Source organism: Pseudomonas sp. MWU16-30322 (assembly GCF_020515535.1).
Classification (GTDB): domain Bacteria; phylum Pseudomonadota; class Gammaproteobacteria; order Pseudomonadales; family Pseudomonadaceae; genus Aquipseudomonas; species Aquipseudomonas fluorescens_H.
The window spans coordinates 181,301-198,113 of sequence record NZ_JAIWYL010000004.1; the positions used below are offsets into that span (position 1 = coordinate 181,301).

The window sequence follows — 16,813 nt, forward strand, 5'->3', positions numbered from 1 at the left end:
GCCACATCTTTTCCGTCATTGGTTCATAAGAAAATGGATAAGTTATCTCGCTTGAACTCGCTTTTGATTCAGCACAATGCGGTCGTTTCGCTGAATATCGAAATTCTAGACTTCAAGTACAACTTGGCCTTGACGATGTCGTCGCTCGATGACGCAGCAGAAAGCGCTATCACTATAAATTTTCAGGATGTCAGTGCGCTTGATCTAAGTGGCTTTGGTGGCGGGCTGACTCAATTCATGGAGCTCGTCGTTACCCGAATCGATCGTGGGCTCGACAGGATCAGATATGAATTAAAAGACGTAGAGGACGAGAAAATATCGTTCTACTTCTTTACCTTCAGTGAGCCTATTCATTCGGAGCAATCTTGTGGGTTTGATTGACCGCACTCCCCTGAAGCGCCATTAAATATTGGCGATCGGATGCCGATACCCGGTTATCTAAATTCCGATCGAGCGAAGGCGCATGGACATCAGCAATACCAGCAGTGAATATCAAAAGCCCAAAAATCTCGCAGGGCTGGGCCGTCGCTAGGGCGGGCAGATCATCGATACGTTGATCACCTACTTTTTGATCCTCTTCGTAGGACGGCTGGCGGAGTTTATTGGTTTGCCGCCAAATGTGGTGGCTATCCTGGCTCTTGGTACGGGTGTGTCGTATTACCTGTTTTCCGATGCAATGCCCAACGGGCAAAGCCTGGGTAAAAAGCTGCTGGGGATGTCGGTGATTGATGAGCGTAGTTACTTGAACTGCAATCTGTATCAATCGTTCATCCGCAACATCACAACGCCGTTTCTGAACATCCTCGACTGGATTTTCATCTTCTTTGGCTCGCGCAAACGCTTGGGCGACATGCTTGCCTCGACAATTGTGATCCGCGTTTAGATGAGTCAAATGAGGCGGCGGCAGTCGCCCAAGTCTTAAGGTTTAGAATCTTGCTGAATATCCTCCGAGTCACTCGAGGTAGCGGCATCTTTCTGGGTTTCTTTGGGTTCGGCACCAGAGTTTGAACCTGACGCTTCTTCCCCCTTTTTATTGGCTTTTTCGTCGTTGGACTCGGAGCTGTTCGCCTGATTGGCTCCGGGTGAGACGGCGGGTGCTTCTACCGTTCCTGATTTCTCCGCGGCCTGCGAGGAGAGCGAGCCAGTCAACAGCAGGCTGGCAAGCGTCATGGTTACAATCGACTTGTTCATTGTTGAGTCTTCCGTGCGATGGGGGTAAACCATTGGAGGCATGAACAGGCCCAAGGTGCTTGCTGTTGGACGAGCGGTAGAGTCGGCGGGGACTATGATTTTGCGGCTTGCAAGTCGGCCCATTCAATCCCGAACCGGCTCAGGTATTTTCTCAAGCGATCTGCATCATTCGGCTGCGCCTTGGCCTGGCGCGATACGCCGAACAGTCTGCGTCCGGCATCCGACAGGCTGTCCGCTTGCCGACATACTTCAATTACCGCCTTCAATTGCAGTCGATCGAACAGGTCCAGGCTGTCGGCGTCTCCCGGTAGTTCATCCGACATCCCGTCCGCTTGCGTCAGCCCCCACGCATAACGCAGCCGATCAATTTCTTCCTGCACTTGCGCCTCATCAATTCGTCCGCTGTCCGCCAGTGTGGCCATCCGGGTAATCGACGCTGACAGTTCGCGAAAGTTGCCCAGCCATGCCGCTTCCCGAGAGCTGGCGAAGGCGAGGTAGCGCCGCCGTGCTTCGAGGTTGAAGCGCACTAGCTGGCCGTGATCGCGAGCGTGGCGTTCCAGTTCGAAGTCGATGTTGGGCTCGATGTCTTCGCGGCGCCCGGCCAGGCCGGGCAAATCAAATGTCCAGAGGTTGATCCGCGCGTACAGATCTTCGCGGAACAGGCCTTCGGCGACGCGGCTGCGCAGGTCACGGTGGGTGCCGGCGATGATCAGGAAGTCGCTGTCGACCTCCTTGTCGGAGCCGAGCGGAAAGAAGCGCTTTTCTTCGATCGCCTTGAGCAGCATCGCCTGTTCGTCCGCGCCCAGCTCACCGATTTCATCGAGAAACAACATGCCGCCGTCCGCTGCCCGTAGCAGGCCGTCGCGGGCGTTCTGCGCTCCGGTGAATGCGCCTTTGACGTGACCGAACAGAGCCGACATCGCACCGTCGCCCCGCAGGGTGGCGCAGTTCACCTCAACAAACCGGCCCTGCATTTGATGGCGGCTGCGTTTGAGTTCATAGATGCGTCGGGCGAGAAACGATTTGCCGGCGCCGGTCGGGCCGATCAGCAGCATGGGCGCCTTGGAGCGCACGGCCACGCGTTCAATCTGTTCGATGGAGCGGTTGAACGCCGCGTTACGGGTGGCGATGCCGGACTTCAAGAACTCCAGGCCCTCGAGGCGTTTGTTGGCGAAACGCGAGGCAATGCGGTCATAACGCGACAGGTCGAGGTCGATCAGGGCGTGGGTGCCGGTGGCTTGTTCATCTTCGCTTTTGCGTCGGGCGGGGGAGGTCTGGATCAGGCGCGCCGGCAGATAGCGTGCTTCGGTCAGCAAGAACCAGCAAATCTGCGCGACGTGGGTGCCGGTGGTGATGTGAACCAGATAATCCTCGTGCTCGGTATCGAAGCTGTAGGCCGTTGTGAAGTCATGCAGGGCGCCGTAGACCTCTTCGAAATCCCACGGATTGCGCAGTGCCATGGGGTGCAGGTGGACTTCGGTTTCCGGTGAGACCTGCTGGATATCGGCGCGAACCCGTTCAGCGAGACTGATGTCGCGCGCGTCGATACCGTGAATCAGTTCCAGACGATGGATCAGTACGTCCGGTTGCTGGCACAGGCCAACGCTCGGCCGCCAATGGCTCCAGCGATTGGCGCCCTTGCCAACGCGGTCCAGGGTGGCGCCGATAAAACCGATGGCGACGGTGCGTTTGTTGGGCATGGCTATCTCAAAAGATAAATGACGATATCAAATGATAGGTTTCTCATGGTTGGTTTGTCTTCGGTTCAGCTAAAAGAAAACCATAAAAAATAAAAAGTCTTTATAAATCAATTAGATAAGAAATAAATTTTACGACTTTCCAAAACTGGCACAGCCGCTGCAATACCTATCGCAACGAACAGGACAACAAAGCGAGACGCCACGATGGCCAACTTCAAACTCTTCAACAGGCAATCGAAGCAACTGCCAGCCTGCGACACTTTGAATGCTTCGGGTGCCTCGGCATATGCCTACACCCCGAAGCATCAACTGGCTCAACTGGCGGTCACCGGTTGCCTGAACCAGACGTTTTACGCCAGCGCTGAAAGTCAGCTGGATCAAGTGTTGAAGCTGGTGGCTGAACTCGACAGCCGTTTCGTGGCGAAGGCTGCTGTCTACGCTCGCCAAAAAGGCCACATGAAAGACATGCCGGCGTTGCTGCTGGCGGCGTTGACGGCGAACCGTTCGTCGCTGGTACCTGAGGTGTTTGAACAAGTGATCGACAGCGGCAAGATGTTGCGCAACTACGTGCAGATCCTGCGCAGTGGCGCCACCGGGCGCAAATCCCTCGGTTCGCAACCCAAGCGTCTGGTGCAGAACTGGCTGAACCGCGCGACCGAACGTCAACTGCTGCAAGCGTCGATTGGCAACCAGCCATCGCTGGCTGATGTGGTGAAGATGGTTCACCCGAAACCGGCTGAGGCCTGGCGCGAAGCATTCTTCGCGTGGTTGATCGGCAAACCGGTGGATGTGCAGGCATTGCCTGAGTTGACCCGCGATCTGCTGGCATTTCGCAGCGGTGCGAGTCATCAAGTACCCGCGGTACCGTTCCAACTGCTCGGCAACGAAACCCTGAGCAAAGAACAATGGGCTGCGCAGGCTTACAACATGGGCTGGCAGGGATTGCGCATCAACCTCAACACCCTGGAGCGGCATGGCGCGTTTGAAGTTCCGGGTTGCGTTGAATACGTGGCAGCGCGGTTGGCGGACCCGCAGGAAGTGGCCAAGGCGCGGGTTTATCCATACCAGTTGCTGGCGGCCTACCGGATGGTTGGCGATAACGTACCGCTGCAGATCCGCGAGGCGTTGCAGGACGCACTTGAGTTGTCGCTGGCCAACGTGCCGAAGCTGGAAGGCGCGGTGGTGGTTTGCCCGGACGTCTCGGGTTCGATGGGCAGCCCGGCCACCGGTTATCGTCAGGGCGCGACCACGGCGGTGCGTTGCATCGATGTGGCGGCACTGGTCGCGGCAGCGGTGTTGCGCAAACAGCCGGCGGCGCGGGTGATGCCGTTCGAAGTGAAGGTGGTGGATATCAAGCTCAACCCACGGGACAGCGTGATCAGCAACGCAGAGAAGCTGGCCGCGGCCTTTGGTGGCGGCACCAACTGCTCGGCGCCGCTGAAGAAACTGGCGGACAGCAAGGCCAGGGTCGATACGCTGATTCTGGTATCGGACAACGAGTCCTGGATCGATACGCGACGCCATGGTGCCAGTGAGACCATGCGCCAGTGGGAGCGCATCAAGCAGATCAACCCGCAGGCGCGGCTGGTGTGCATCGATATCCAGCCGGGTTATGCAACCCAGGCGGCGGACCGCGATGACATTCTGAATGTCGGCGGTTTCAGCGATGCAGTGTTCGATGTGGTCGAGCAGTTCACCAGCGGCCGTTACGGCGCGCAGCACTGGGTCGAAGCGATCGAGAGCATGCAATGAATTGATTTGTCACAGGCGCTGAATGCCGGTGGGACTACATCCAAGACGTCTCATCAAACCCTTGTCAGCGTGTGTGACGGCACGAATGCCTGATGGCTGTACATCTGAGGCCGGTTAAACCCGGTGCGCGGCAACGCGCAACAGTCATCAACTTTTGTCGTGCCACCTTAATTGAAAAAGAAGGCAGCGAATGCAACAGGTACTCCATCGGAACGCGGGTTCGAATCCCGCCCCGGCAACGGGGGCTCGACTGGCAGAGCCACAGTGTCTGTTTTTTTGTCGCTGCACATGACGGAACCACGCCGAATCATCGGCCAACGAATAAAGAATAGAGAAATGAAAGAACACACTTACCAACTGCTCGAAGTCGCCAACGGCAAGCCGATCAAACTCTGGACCGAAGGCGTCCCGGTAGAAACCGAGGCCCGCGAGCAACTGATGAACACCGCAAAGATGCCGTTCATCTTCAAGCATCTGGCGGTGATGCCGGATGTGCATCTGGGCAAGGGCTCGACCATTGGCAGCGTGATTCCGACGGTGGGCGCGATCATCCCGGCGGCCGTCGGCGTGGACATCGGTTGCGGCATGATCGCCGCACGCACGTCGCTGACCGCTGCCGACCTGCCGGACAATCTGCAAGGCCTGCGCAGCGCCATCGAGCAAGCGGTGCCCCATGGCCGCAGTTCGAACCGTTCGCGGCGCGACAAGGGCGCGTGGGACGAGATTCCGCAGCAAGCCGATCAGGCGTGGGCGGGGCTTCAGCCACGTTTCAAACTGATCACCGACAAGTACCCGAAACTGGCCAACACCAACAACCGCGGGCATCTGGGCACGCTTGGCAGTGGCAACCACTTCATCGAAGTGTGCCTGGACGAAGCCAACCGGGTCTGGTTCATGTTGCACAGTGGTTCTCGCGGTGTCGGCAACGCTATCGGCAACCTGTTCATTCAGATGGCTCAGGCGGATATGCGGCAACACATCGCCAACCTGCCGGATCGCGACCTGGCGTACTTCGAAGAAGGCAGCCAGCACTTCGATGATTACGTGGAAGCGGTGAGTTGGGCGCAGGACTTCGCCAGACAGAACCGCGAACTGATGATGCGTGCGGTGATTCAGGCCACGCGCCAGATCATTCGCAAGCCGTTCGAGGTGGCGCTGGAAGCGGTCAACTGCCACCACAACTACGTGCAGAAAGAGCGGCATTTCGGCGAAGAAGTATTGGTCACTCGCAAAGGCGCGGTGTCGGCGAAGAAAGGTGAGCTGGGGATCATTCCGGGTTCGATGGGCGCCAAGAGTTTCATTGTGCGCGGCCTGGGCAACGAAGAGTCGTTCAACTCCTGCAGCCACGGCGCTGGCCGGACCATGAGCCGAACGAAGGCAAAGAATACATTCACCGTCGAAGATCAGATCCGCGCCACGGCGCATGTGGAGTGCCGCAAGGACGAAGCGGTGATCGACGAAATTCCGATGGCCTACAAGGACATCGACAAAGTCATGCACGCCCAGCGCGAACTGGTGGAAGTGCTGCACACCCTGCGGCAAGTGGTGTGCGTCAAAGGATAAAAGGATCAGCAAGCATGGAATTCGAAGAACGCCACCCGCTGTGCGACACGATGCGTGCGCGGGTACTGGAAGAGTTGGCGCATATAGAGCGCGAGCGCAACGTCACGGTGTTATACGCCTGTGAGTCCGGCAGTCGGGCCTGGGGCTTTGCCTCGACTGACAGTGACTACGACGTACGGTTCGTGTACGTGGAAAAACCGCAATGGTTCGTTCAGGTCGACACGCCGCGCGATGTGATCGAGCGGCCATTGGACGATGAGCTGGATGTCAGCGGCTGGGAGCTGCGCAAGACCCTCGGGTTGTTGCGCAAGTCCAACCCGACGCTGCTGGAGTGGCTCGACTCGCCATTGGTGTACCGCAGCGAAAGCGCACAGGTTGCGCAACTGCGTGAGCTGGCCGAAGCGTTCTACAGCCCGCCGGCAGCCCGTAGCCACTATCTGTCGATGGCGAAAAACAACTTTCGCCAGTACCTGCAAGGCGACAGCGTGCGGTTCAAGAAGTACTTCTACGTGCTGCGGCCATTGCTGGCGGTACGCTGGATCGATCAGGGGCGTGGACGTCCACCGATGACCTTCGCTGACCTGCTGACCACGGTCGACGACCGGGCACTGCTGGCTGAAGTCGACGAACTGCTGGCACTTAAACGCAATGCCGACGAGAGCACCTATGGTCCGCGTCGTCCGGCGCTGCACAGGTTCATCGCGGCCGAACTCGAGCGCGATGTGCCCACATTACTGAGAACTCAGGAAGACTCGCGACGACTGGATGACTACCTCAGGGAGACCGTCGGGTTGTACGCGTAAGGATTGAAATGGAACAGGAAGTGATTGAACTGGACGGCGCGATTGGCGGCGGTCAGGTGTTGCGCAGCGCGCTGAGCCTGTCGATGGTGACGGGCCAGGCGTTTCGCATTAAACAGATCCGCGCCCGCCGCAGTCGGCCGGGATTGTTGCGACAGCATTTGACGGCAGTGATGGCAGCTGCCGAAGTCTGCGGCGCACGGATCGCGGGAGCGGAGTTGGGCTCGCAGGAGCTGCATTTCGAGCCGGGAACGATTCGTTCGGGTGATTACCGGTTTGCGATCGGCACGGCCGGTAGTTGCACGTTGGTGTTGCAGACATTGCTGCCGGCGCTGTTGCAGGCGCCGGGCACAAGTCGCGTGCGGATCAGCGGCGGCACGCATAATCCATTGGCGCCGCCTGCCGATTTCCTCACGCGCAGTTGGTTGCCGCTGATGCGACGCATGGGGGCCGGCATTGAGCTGGATCTGTTGCGTCACGGCTTCGTCCCGGCCGGTGGTGGTGAGATCGACGTCACGGTGCAGCCGTCGCAACTGACGCGACTTGATCTGTGTGAACGCGGGGCGTTGCTGTCGCATCAAGCAATGGCGCTGACGGCCGGTCTCGCATCGAGCGTCGCCGAGCGAGAACTGAATCGGGTGGCCAAACGCCTGAACTGGTCATCGGAAACATTGCAGTCGATCACGCTCGATCCGGCGCGTGGCCCCGGTAACGTGTTGTTGCTGGAGTACGTGTTCGAACGGGTCACCGAAGTCTTCAGTGCCTTTGGCCAGGTGTTGTTACGGGCGGAGAAGGTCGCTGATACCGCAATCAATCAGGCGGCAGACTGGTTGCGCAGTGACGCTGCGGTGGCGGAACACCTCGCCGACCAGTTGCTGCTGCCGATGGCGCTGGCCGGCGGCGGGTCATTCACCACCCCGAGAATGACCGAGCATCTGCACAGCAATATCGCAGTGATCGAGCGCTTCTTGCCGGTGAATATCGAATGCTCGGAAGAGGGCGCCGAGCGTCTGCGGGTTGAGGTCCGCAGCGGTCGCTGATCACGGCGCAGGCACAGGTCAATCTCGGAAAAGCGGCAATTTGCTGGCCCCCAGGCTTGGGCTTCCCCGGCAAACTCGCCTTTTTTCAAAAGGTTAGGTTGGCTATATGCGGACGATTGTCATAACCGTTGCAACGCTTTCCCTGGCTGCCTTCGCTTCGGCCATTGAAGCGAAGGAGTTGAGCAAGAGTCATCGTTTTGCCTGTACCTGGGGCTCGGACATCGCTGCCGGGGCGCAGCAGTCGAAGCTGTCGGGGATCTCGCTGTACGGCGCGCGCAAGCAGTTGCAGGTGCGCAAGTTCCAGCAACCGTGGATGCGCATGACGGCGATGGGCATTACCGAGCAGACGTACAACAGCACCTCCAGACTCAAACCCGCGGCGGTCAAGCAGACCTATTACGAACAATGCGTGCGGCATGAGCTGGCCCAGCGATGAACCCAAAAGCCCAACCTGAAGAGGTTGGGCTTTTTCATGCCTGACGAAATGTCAGCATCACTGGTCAGTCTCGCAATTGACCATCCATGACACGCCAAAGCGATCGACCAGCATGCCGAAACGGGCGGCCCAGAATGTGGTTTGCAGCGGCATGTCGACGCGAGCGTCCTTGGCCAGCGCGTTAAACACTCGCTCGGCTTCGGCAATGCTGTCGACGTTGAGGGAGATCGAGCACCCGCTCATGCCCCCGGTTGGCCGGTCTGGTGTGGTGTCCGAGGCCATGATCATCTGGTCGCCAACCTTCAGGCAGGTATGGTTGACGAGGTTGTGGTGCTCCTTCGGTACGTGTTCGGCGGCGGGTGTTTCGCCGTAGGTCATCATCGCTTCGAGTTTGCCCTGCAAGGCTTGTTCATAAAAGGTGAAGGCTTCGCGGCAGTTGCCGTTGAAGATCAGGTAGGGATTGATTCTCATGATGGCGTTCCTGGCAGTAGGCGCGGAGTGAGGCGATTTTCGCCAGGTTCCGCGAAAGGCGGTTAAACCATAGCAAAGCATTAGACGCCGCAACGGCCAGAGTTTTTCCAGATGTTTTTCTTCTGAAAACGCCGCGCTTCAGCACGGATAAAACCTGCGGAGTACCATGACACCCTGTACGACCTATCGAGCTTGATCCGCCATGCCTTTGATTTCCCGCTTCAACGCCCTGTTCGATCAGGCCCGACGCGCCCTGTTGCTGGTTTGGGCGACATCACGCGGGTTGTTTCTGGGGTTGGTGCTGGCGACCCTGATTGCCGGCGTTCTGCCGGCGCTGGCTGCGTGGCTGGGCCAGCGCATTGTCGATGCGGTCGTGACGGCGATGCAGTTGCACGCGCAGCAGGGCGATGCGCCACTGTGGCCGGTGTTGCGTTATGTGCTGATGGAGGCGGGGGTATTGGCGCTGTTGTCCGGCACGCAACGGGCGCTCTCGGTGCAACAGTCGTTGCTGCGGGTGCAATTGGGGCAGAAGGTCAACACGCTGATTCTGGAGAAGGCGCAGACCCTGTCGCTGGTGCAGTTCGAGAATTCCGAGTTCTACGACAAACTGGTCCGCGTGCGCCGCGAAGCTTCGACCCGGCCGCTGGCGTTGGTGATGAAGTCGCTGGGGCTGATCCAGAACCTGATCATGTTGATCAGCTTCGGTGTGCTGCTGGTGCATTTTTCGCCGTGGGCGCTGGTATTACTGGTGATCGGCGCGTTGCCGGTGTTCTTTGCCGAGGCGCATTTTTCCGGCGACGCTTTCCGCTTGTTCACCCGCCGTGCGCCGGAGAGTCGGCAGCAAAATTACATCGAAACCTTGCTGTCCCATGAGGCCTATATCAAAGAGGTCAAGCTGTTCGGCTTCGCGCCGTTGCTGTTGCAGCGTTATCGGGACACCTTCGCCAAGCTCTACGCCGAGGATCGGCGCCTGACATTGCGTCGCGATGGATGGGGTTTCAGTCTCGGCTTGCTCGGCACCGGGGCGTTCTATCTGGCTTACGCCTGGGTGGTGATCGATGCCGTGAACGGCAATATCAGTCTCGGCCAGATGACCATGTACCTGGTGCTGTTCAAGCAGGGCCAGAGTGCGGTCAGCAGCAGCCTGAGTGCGATCAGCGGCTTGTACGAGGACGGTCTGTACTTGTCGAACCTGTACGAGTACCTGGCCGAACCGGTGCTGGCCGATTCCGGTCACCTCACTGTCGGCGCGCAACCGGGCGATGGCCTGCGCTTTGAAAGCGTCGGTTTCCGTTATCCCGGAGCAACCCGGGCAGCGCTGGAAGGTATCGACCTGCACCTGGTGCCGGGCAAGAGCGTGGCGCTGTTGGGGGAGAATGGCTCAGGCAAGACCACACTGATCAAATTGCTGACCCGTCTGTATCGGCCGGATCAGGGGCGCATTCTGCTCGACGGCAGCGATTTGCAGGATTGGGAAGAGATCACCTTGCGGCGGCGTATCGGCGTGATTTTTCAGGACTACATTCGCTACCAGTTCACTGTGGGTGAAAACATCGGCGTGGGGGATACTTCGGCCTTCAACGAAGAACCGCGCTGGCACGCGGCAGCGGCTGAAGGCATGGCCGCGCCGTTCATCGAAGGGCTCGACCGCGGCTACGCCACGCAACTGGGTCGCTGGTTTGCCGGCGGTCAGGAGTTGTCGGGTGGGCAATGGCAGAAGATTGCCTTGTCCCGGGCCTATATGCGCCGCGATGCCGACATCCTGATCCTTGACGAACCGACCTCGGCGCTGGATCCGGCAGCGGAAGCGGCAGTGTTCGAGCATTTCAGCCAGCACACCGAAGGGCGCATGACCCTGCTGATCTCCCATCGCTTCTCCAGTGTGCGCAACGCCGATCAGATCATGGTGCTGGAGGCCGGACGGATACTGGAGCAGGGCGATCACGACAGCCTGATCGCCGCCGATGGACACTATGCCAAGCTGTTTGATCTGCAGGCTCGCGGCTATCGCTAGGAGTCCTGTGCGCTGCGTGCCAGCGCGGGGCCTGCGACGTGGGGCGCGGGTTTGGACTGCATCAGCGCATCAATCGCCTTGCGATAATTCTGCCCGCCCAGCGCCATGCTGTTGTTGTGGGTGGCTCCCGGCACCAAGAGCAGTCGCTTTGGTTGTTGGGCGGCGTTGAACAGTTGCTCGCTGAAGCGCGGCGGCACAAACGCGTCGGCCATGCCGTGCACCACCAGCAGTGGCATGTGAATTTCGGCGATCTTGTCGATGGAGTCGAACTTCTGCGACAGCAGCCAGCGCACCGGTAGTGAAGTGTTGGCCACTGCGGCCGCCACGTCGGCGAGGGAGGTGAACGTCGACTCGATCACCAGGCCTTTGACCGGCAGCGGAGTATTGTCCCGAACGGCGTCCTGGCCGAGTTCGGCAGCCAGATCAATGGCCACGGCGCCCCCCAGCGAGTGACCGTAGATCAGGCGTTTGCTCGGGTCGGGCTGCAGCAGTTTGAAACGTTCCCACGCCACACGAGCATCTTCGTACACGCTGCTTTCTGAAGGCAGATCACCCTTGCTCTGGCCGAAACCACGGTAGTCGATGGCCAGTACCGAGTAGCCGGCCGCGCGCAGTTGTTCGATACGGAACAACTGCCCGGTGAGGTTCCAGCGCACGCCGTGCAGATAGAGGATTGCCGGGGCATTGGCTTTTTCTGCCGGCCACCACCAGGCATGAATATTCTGCCCGGCCTTGAAGCTCTTGGGCTGCAAGTCGAGTTCCTGCACGCTGCCCGGCAAGCCGTGATACCAGCCGGCCGTGCCCGGTTCGATGCGAAACAGCAGTTTGCGCTCGGTGTGTTCGAGCACCGCGCAACTCGTCGGCACGCCAATGATCAGCGCAGCCATGCAGGCGAACGCCAGACGGCGACGACGCAAACGAGTCATGAAGGACAGGAACATTAAACGGTTCACCACAACGCAGACAAAGAAGGCTTTTTACCAGAAGCCTCCGCCTGCGCGTGACTTTTTCGACCGCCGTGTGCTTGCAACGCTTACAAAATGCTGCGGCTCAGTCCACCCGTAGCACAATTTTGCCAATGTGATCGCCACCTTCCATGCGCGCATGCGCCTGGGCCGCATCGTTCAGTGAGTAGACCTTGTCGATGATCGGCAGGCAGCGCCCGGCGGCCAGCACCGGCCACACGTGTTCGCGCAGTTGCTCGGCAATTGCGGCCTTTTCCTCCGAGGTACGCGCACGCAGCAACGAACCCGTGATCACCGCGCGTTTGGCCATGATCGCCAGCAGGTCGACGTCGTTGGCCCGTCCGCCGCCGAGAAAGCCGAGCATTACCAGCCGGCCATCCATTGCCAATGCGCTGACATTACCGTTGAGGTACGAGGCACCCATGATATCGAGAACCGCGTTTACCCCTAGGCCTGCAGTCTTTTCGGCGATGACCGCGGCGAAGTCCTGCTCGCGATAATTGATCGGCTGGCCACCCAGTTCGCTGATGGCCGCGCATTTATCCGCGCTGCCGGCAGTGGCAAAGGCTTCGATGCCAAACTCGCGGCATAGCATCAACGCGGTGGTACCGATGCCGCTGGTGCCGCCGTGGATCAACACGCGCTGACCACGCTGGGCGTCGCCGAGGCCGAACAGGTTGGCCCACACGGTAAAGAAGGTTTCCGGGATGGCGGCGGCCTGCACCCAATCCAGACCATCGGGGATCGGCAGGGTTTGCCCGGCCGGGACGGTGCAGTACTCGGCGTAACCGCCACCGTTGGTCAGCGCGCAGACCTTGTCGCCCACGGCAAACTCACTGACGCCGGCGCCCAGCGCCACGACTTCGCCGGCCACTTCCAGGCCGGGGATCGGATTCATTCCGGGCTTTATCGGGTATTTGCCGGCGCGTTGCAGGGCGTCGGGGCGGTTGATCCCGGCGGCGTGCACGCGAATCAGCACTTCACCGGCTGCGGCGACGGGCAGGGGCACGTGTTTGGCCTGCAAGACTTCGGGGCCACCGGGTTGGGTGATTTCGATACGGGTCATTTCGCTGGGCAGTGTCATATCCGGTCCTGTTGCGTAGGTGGTCTGTAGGTGGGAGTTCAGAGGAGCGCCAATGATTCCCTGCAAAAGCATTTCAAGCTTGAGAACAGGGGTGAGGATATCGGCTATTGTTGCTGCTTTAGCGCAGCGTTTTGGCGGCACAGTGATGCAAATCTGCATCAGCGGGAGATCAGATGAATTGGGATGACGCACGGGTATTTCTCGCGGTCTGTCGCGAGTCGACACTGCGCGGCGCAGCGCGGGTGTTGGGGGTGGATCAAGCCACCGTCGGACGGCGGATTACCGCACTGGAAAAGTCCCTCAGCGCAACGTTGTTCCTGCGCACGTCTGACGGCTATGCGCTGACCGCTGTCGGTGAAGCGGCGCTCAGGTCCGTGGAGAAAATGGAGCATTCGGCGCTGGAGCTGGAGCGGCAGATCCAGGGCCTGGATGATCGCCTGACCGGCACGGTGCGGGTCAGCACCACCGATTCGCTGGCCATCGACTTCCTGATCCCGGCCATCGCCCGCCTGCATGAACTGCATCCGGACGTACGCGTGCAGTTGGACGCCTCCACGCAGATCCTCAGTCTGGCCAAGCGCGAGGCGGATATCGCCGTACGCAACACCCGGCCCGACAATCCGGACCTGATCGCCCGGCGTATCGCGCGCTGGCCAACGGGATTGTTCGCCTCAAAAGCTTACGTTGACGCCCACGGAGAACCTGAACCCGGCAACGCTTTCGCCGGGCATGATCTGGTGGTTTATCAACCGTATCTGCAGAGCAACCGGGACCTGAACCTGGTGGGGGAGCCGATCAGCCGCGGACGAATCGTCGCCAGCCTCGGTTCCAGCCTGTTGATGCGTCGCTCGATTGCGGCGGGTATTGGTGTAGGAGAAATCCCGCTGTACATGGGCGAGCGCGACGGTCTGGTGCGGCTCTGGCCGCAGCGTACCCGGCCGCAGCCGTATGAGGTGTGGCTGGTGACCCATGCGGACCTGCGTCATACCGCGCGGGTGAGGGCAGTGATCGAGCAGATCGTCGAGGTGTTTGCGTCGGAAAACGAGTAAGGCGCGTTTTCTCGGCGAACTCACAAGGTCTGACGAAATGGCCTACGCCGGACGCAGAATCCGCTGGCTTGTAGGCCGAAGGACCGGGGGCTATCGTACCCAAAGGCTGGTGCGAGGCCGCACGCTTGCACTGGAGTGACATACCACGGACGGTATCGGTAGCCCGATAAAGGTGTCGAATTGGAAGCCAGGGAATTCAGTCACTTTCAAAGCAGTGACATAACGGGTAACGGTCAGAGTACGCAAGTCATGGGCGCCATCAGTCGAGAAGAGTTCAACGCCAGGATCGAGACCATCGAGACACGAATGGATGCTCGACTGGACGCGGTATCAATGAAAATTGACGGTTTTCTATCTGTTCAGATTGAGCGCGACAAAACTCAAGTCGAACGAGACAAACGCTACGACTTGATTACGCAAGAGATGCGCAGAATTGCCGACGGCGCGCAGGACGCAGCAAGGCAGGGCGCGACCGTCAAGGCCAATGTCTGGGCAGCAACGGCTGTCCAGTTACTTGGAATAGTCGCCATCGTCGTTGGGGCCTATTACGCCAATCAAGCCAACATGTACGTAGCGATACAAACCACCTTCGCGGCGGTCCAGGCGGGCAAGGATGCCCACACACCCAAATCGCCGGAGTTGCCGACGCCACTGCCACCGCAATAAAAAACGGCCTTCAAATGAAGGCCGTTTTTGCAGGCGTTAAACCCGTGCCTCATGGCATTTGCGGCAACTCCTGCGGCCGCAGATCAAACACCAGCACTTCGGCATCCACGCCGTTGCTCAAGGTCAGGGCCTGTTCTTCACGAACCCGCACACCGTCGCCTTCCTGCAACTGCACGCCGTTGAGTTCCACGCTGCCACGCGCCACATGCACGTAGGCATAACGGTTGGCCGGCAGTTTCAGCGTTGCGCTTTCCTGGCCGTCGAACAGGCCGGCGTAGACCCGTGCGTCCTGACGTACTTTCAGCGAGCCATCAGCGCCGTCCGGCGAGATGATCAGTTGCAGGCGGCCGCGTTTTTTCTGCGCACTGAAGTGCTCTTGCTGGTAGCGCGGCTTGGCACCGGCCACTTCCGGCACGATCCAGATCTGCAGAAAATGCACAGGCCGGGTGGCCGAATGGTTGAACTCGCTGTGGGCCACGCCGCTGCCGGCGCTCATCAGTTGCACATCACCAGGGCGGATCACCGAACCGGTGCCCAGGGTGTCCTTGTGCTCCAGCGCACCTTCAAGCACGTAGGAAAAGATCTCCATGTCGCGGTGTGGGTGCTGGCCGAAACCCTTGCCGGCCGCCACGCGGTCATCGTTGATCACCAGCAGGTCGGAAAAACCCTGTTCGCGTGGATCGCGGTAACTGGCAAAGGAAAAGGTGTGGAAGGACTTCAGCCAGCCATGATTGGCGAGGCCACGGTCGGAAGCTTTGCGAAGGGTCAGCATGATGGATTCTCCTTGCGGGACGTTGATTCGTCCGAGTGAGGAGAAGGTTACTGTTAAACGATGGATGCAATAAGTAGATGGAAATTGAAATACTGTCCCTCTCAGGTTGACAGTTTTGCGCAGTCGATCACGCATTCTTTTCGCCGCTCTCTATGCACTTGGCCATAATGCGAGGCTTGCTTCCTTTTCCTTGATTTCAGTGATGTTCACCCATGAAAACCGTGGCAATGGTGCTGTTTCCCGACTTTCTTCTGCTCGACATGGCCGGTCCCATGGAGGTGTTTTCGGTCGCCAATCGCTACTTGAAGCCCGAAGATCACTATCAACTGATTACCCTGGGCACCGAGCGCGGGATGCTGCGGGCGTCCAATGGCGTGCAGGTGCAGACCGACCGCCATATCGACGATCCTGCCCAGGCCTTCGACCTGTTGCTGGTACCGGGTGGGCCGGGTGCCTATAACGAAAGACATCCGGCGCTGCTCGCCTGGCTGCGGCGCGCGGTGAGGCAGGCTGGTTGCTACGGTTCGATCTGCACCGGGGCCTTTGTGCTCGGGCATGCCGGTCTGCTCGACGGTTATCGCGTGACCACGCACTGGAACTACACCGAACGACTGATCAAGGCCTTCCCCGAGGCGCAGGTGGAGACCGACCGGATCTACACGGAAGACCGCAATCTGATTACCTCGGGGGGCGTGACCGCCGGTATCGATCTGGCGCTGGCCGTGGTCGCCCGGGATCATGGGAAAAAAGTCGCTCAGGACGTGGCCAAGGTTCTGCTGGTGGTGATGAAACGACAGGGCGGACAAGCACAGTTCAGTCCGTTGATGGCGGCAGTATCCCCCCAGGAAACCGCGATCACGCGGGTGCAGAACCATGTCCTGGAACACCTCGAAGAAGCCTTCACGGTCGAGCGCATGGCGGGTCTGGCGAACATGAGTACCCGGCACTTTGCGCGGCTGTTCGCGCGGGATGTGGGCATGACGCCGATGGAGTTTCTGCAAAACGCCCGGATCGATTGCGCGCGTAATCTTCTGGAGACCACCGAGCAGCCGTTGAAGACCGTCGCCTATAAAAGTGGTTTCGGCAGTGTGCGGCACATGCGTTTTCTGTTCACTGAAAAGCTTGGTCTGACCCCGGCGCAATACCGCGAACAGTTCAGCTAGAGCGGTTGTGTCCGTCCGGCGCATCCGGATGTCCGTGTTGCGCCCCGTACGGAGGTTGTGCCGTTACCGGCGCCTGCCAAGATAAACGGCAACGCTTGGGAGGGAGAGGCACTGGACGCCGAGGGCATGCTGCCCGCGAGCACTGGC

General features: G+C 59.5%; 17 protein-coding genes. 11 read left to right on the top strand and 6 right to left on the bottom strand.

What is annotated here, in order from left to right:
- Positions 1 to 33: 33 nt before the first annotated feature.
- Both LCH64_RS09435 and LCH64_RS09440 read left to right on the top strand, forming a co-directional pair.
- Complete coding sequence (locus tag LCH64_RS09435) at positions 34 to 381, top strand: hypothetical protein (RefSeq protein WP_226500050.1); 348 nt, start codon at positions 34 to 36, stop codon at positions 379 to 381.
- A gap of 172 nt (positions 382 to 553) precedes the next feature.
- On the top strand, positions 554 to 883 hold the full coding sequence (locus LCH64_RS09440) for an RDD family protein (RefSeq protein ID WP_226500051.1): 330 nt from the start codon (positions 554 to 556) through the stop codon (positions 881 to 883).
- 35 nt (positions 884 to 918) lie between these two features.
- Here LCH64_RS09440 and LCH64_RS09445 read toward each other — a convergent pair whose 3' ends face one another.
- Together LCH64_RS09445 and rtcR are read right to left on the bottom strand one after the other, a co-directional pair.
- The gene (locus tag LCH64_RS09445; RefSeq protein WP_003226354.1) at positions 919 to 1,191 is read right to left on the bottom strand and encodes a hypothetical protein; all 273 of its coding nucleotides are present in this window, start codon (positions 1,189 to 1,191) and stop codon (positions 919 to 921) included.
- A 92-nt stretch (positions 1,192 to 1,283) separates the two neighbouring features.
- Positions 1,284 to 2,891 carry an RNA repair transcriptional activator RtcR gene (gene rtcR, locus LCH64_RS09450; RefSeq protein ID WP_226500052.1) on the bottom strand — a complete coding sequence of 536 codons (1,608 nt, stop codon included), beginning with the start codon at positions 2,889 to 2,891 and terminating at the stop codon, positions 1,284 to 1,286.
- A gap of 204 nt (positions 2,892 to 3,095) precedes the next feature.
- On the opposite strand from rtcR, the gene LCH64_RS09455 reads away from it, so the two are divergent.
- The 5 genes from LCH64_RS09455 (at position 3,096) to LCH64_RS09475 (ending at position 8,482) form a co-directional block, all read left to right on the top strand.
- A complete protein-coding gene (locus tag LCH64_RS09455) occupies positions 3,096 to 4,643 on the top strand; it encodes an RNA-binding protein (protein ID WP_226500053.1) in 1,548 nt (515 codons plus the stop codon).
- A gap of 336 nt (positions 4,644 to 4,979) precedes the next feature.
- Entirely contained in the window at positions 4,980 to 6,206 is a 1,227-nt protein-coding gene (locus LCH64_RS09460) for an RtcB family protein (protein ID WP_226500054.1), read from the top strand.
- Positions 6,207 to 6,220: 14 nt separating this feature from the next.
- Positions 6,221 to 7,009, top strand: coding sequence for a nucleotidyltransferase domain-containing protein (locus tag LCH64_RS09465; protein ID WP_226500055.1), 789 nt, complete (start codon positions 6,221 to 6,223; stop codon positions 7,007 to 7,009).
- A gap of 8 nt (positions 7,010 to 7,017) precedes the next feature.
- Positions 7,018 to 8,046 (top strand): RNA 3'-terminal phosphate cyclase, encoded by a 1,029-nt coding sequence (rtcA, locus tag LCH64_RS09470; protein WP_226500056.1) that lies wholly within the window; start codon positions 7,018 to 7,020, stop codon positions 8,044 to 8,046.
- A gap of 106 nt (positions 8,047 to 8,152) precedes the next feature.
- Positions 8,153 to 8,482, top strand: a complete 330-nt coding sequence (locus LCH64_RS09475) for a hypothetical protein (protein ID WP_003226343.1) — start codon at positions 8,153 to 8,155, stop codon at positions 8,480 to 8,482.
- A 57-nt stretch (positions 8,483 to 8,539) separates the two neighbouring features.
- On the opposite strand, the gene LCH64_RS09480 is transcribed toward LCH64_RS09475, so the two are convergent.
- The gene (locus LCH64_RS09480; RefSeq protein WP_103483608.1) at positions 8,540 to 8,953 is read right to left on the bottom strand and encodes a VOC family protein; all 414 of its coding nucleotides are present in this window, start codon (positions 8,951 to 8,953) and stop codon (positions 8,540 to 8,542) included.
- 202 nt (positions 8,954 to 9,155) lie between these two features.
- On the opposite strand from LCH64_RS09480, the gene LCH64_RS09485 reads away from it, so the two are divergent.
- Positions 9,156 to 10,967 (top strand): ABC transporter ATP-binding protein, encoded by a 1,812-nt coding sequence (locus LCH64_RS09485; RefSeq protein ID WP_226500057.1) that lies wholly within the window; start codon positions 9,156 to 9,158, stop codon positions 10,965 to 10,967.
- Here the strand turns inward: LCH64_RS09485 and LCH64_RS09490 are convergent.
- Together LCH64_RS09490 and LCH64_RS09495 are read right to left on the bottom strand one after the other, a co-directional pair.
- Entirely contained in the window at positions 10,964 to 11,908 is a 945-nt protein-coding gene (locus tag LCH64_RS09490; protein WP_003226339.1) for an alpha/beta fold hydrolase, read from the bottom strand. The genes LCH64_RS09485 and LCH64_RS09490 overlap by 4 nt on opposite strands.
- Positions 11,909 to 12,017: 109 nt before the next feature.
- Positions 12,018 to 13,016: an NAD(P)H-quinone oxidoreductase gene (locus LCH64_RS09495; protein WP_226500058.1), complete on the bottom strand. Its 999-nt coding sequence runs from the start codon at positions 13,014 to 13,016 to the stop codon at positions 12,018 to 12,020.
- Positions 13,017 to 13,189: 173 nt separating this feature from the next.
- Here LCH64_RS09495 and LCH64_RS09500 point away from each other — a divergent pair, with 173 nt between their 5' ends.
- Together LCH64_RS09500 and LCH64_RS09505 are read left to right on the top strand one after the other, a co-directional pair.
- Positions 13,190 to 14,065 carry a LysR family transcriptional regulator gene (locus LCH64_RS09500; protein ID WP_226500059.1) on the top strand — a complete coding sequence of 292 codons (876 nt, stop codon included), beginning with the start codon at positions 13,190 to 13,192 and terminating at the stop codon, positions 14,063 to 14,065.
- Between the two features lie 249 nt (positions 14,066 to 14,314).
- Positions 14,315 to 14,731, top strand: a complete 417-nt coding sequence (locus LCH64_RS09505; RefSeq protein WP_226500060.1) for a hypothetical protein — start codon at positions 14,315 to 14,317, stop codon at positions 14,729 to 14,731.
- A 49-nt stretch (positions 14,732 to 14,780) separates the two neighbouring features.
- Here the strand turns inward: LCH64_RS09505 and LCH64_RS09510 are convergent, their stop codons facing one another.
- Complete coding sequence (locus LCH64_RS09510) at positions 14,781 to 15,503, bottom strand: pirin family protein (protein WP_007961274.1); 723 nt, start codon at positions 15,501 to 15,503, stop codon at positions 14,781 to 14,783.
- A gap of 212 nt (positions 15,504 to 15,715) precedes the next feature.
- Between LCH64_RS09510 and LCH64_RS09515 the strand changes: the two genes are divergently transcribed.
- Positions 15,716 to 16,666, top strand: coding sequence for a GlxA family transcriptional regulator (locus LCH64_RS09515; RefSeq protein WP_226500061.1), 951 nt, complete (start codon positions 15,716 to 15,718; stop codon positions 16,664 to 16,666).
- Positions 16,667 to 16,813 lie beyond the last annotated feature (147 nt).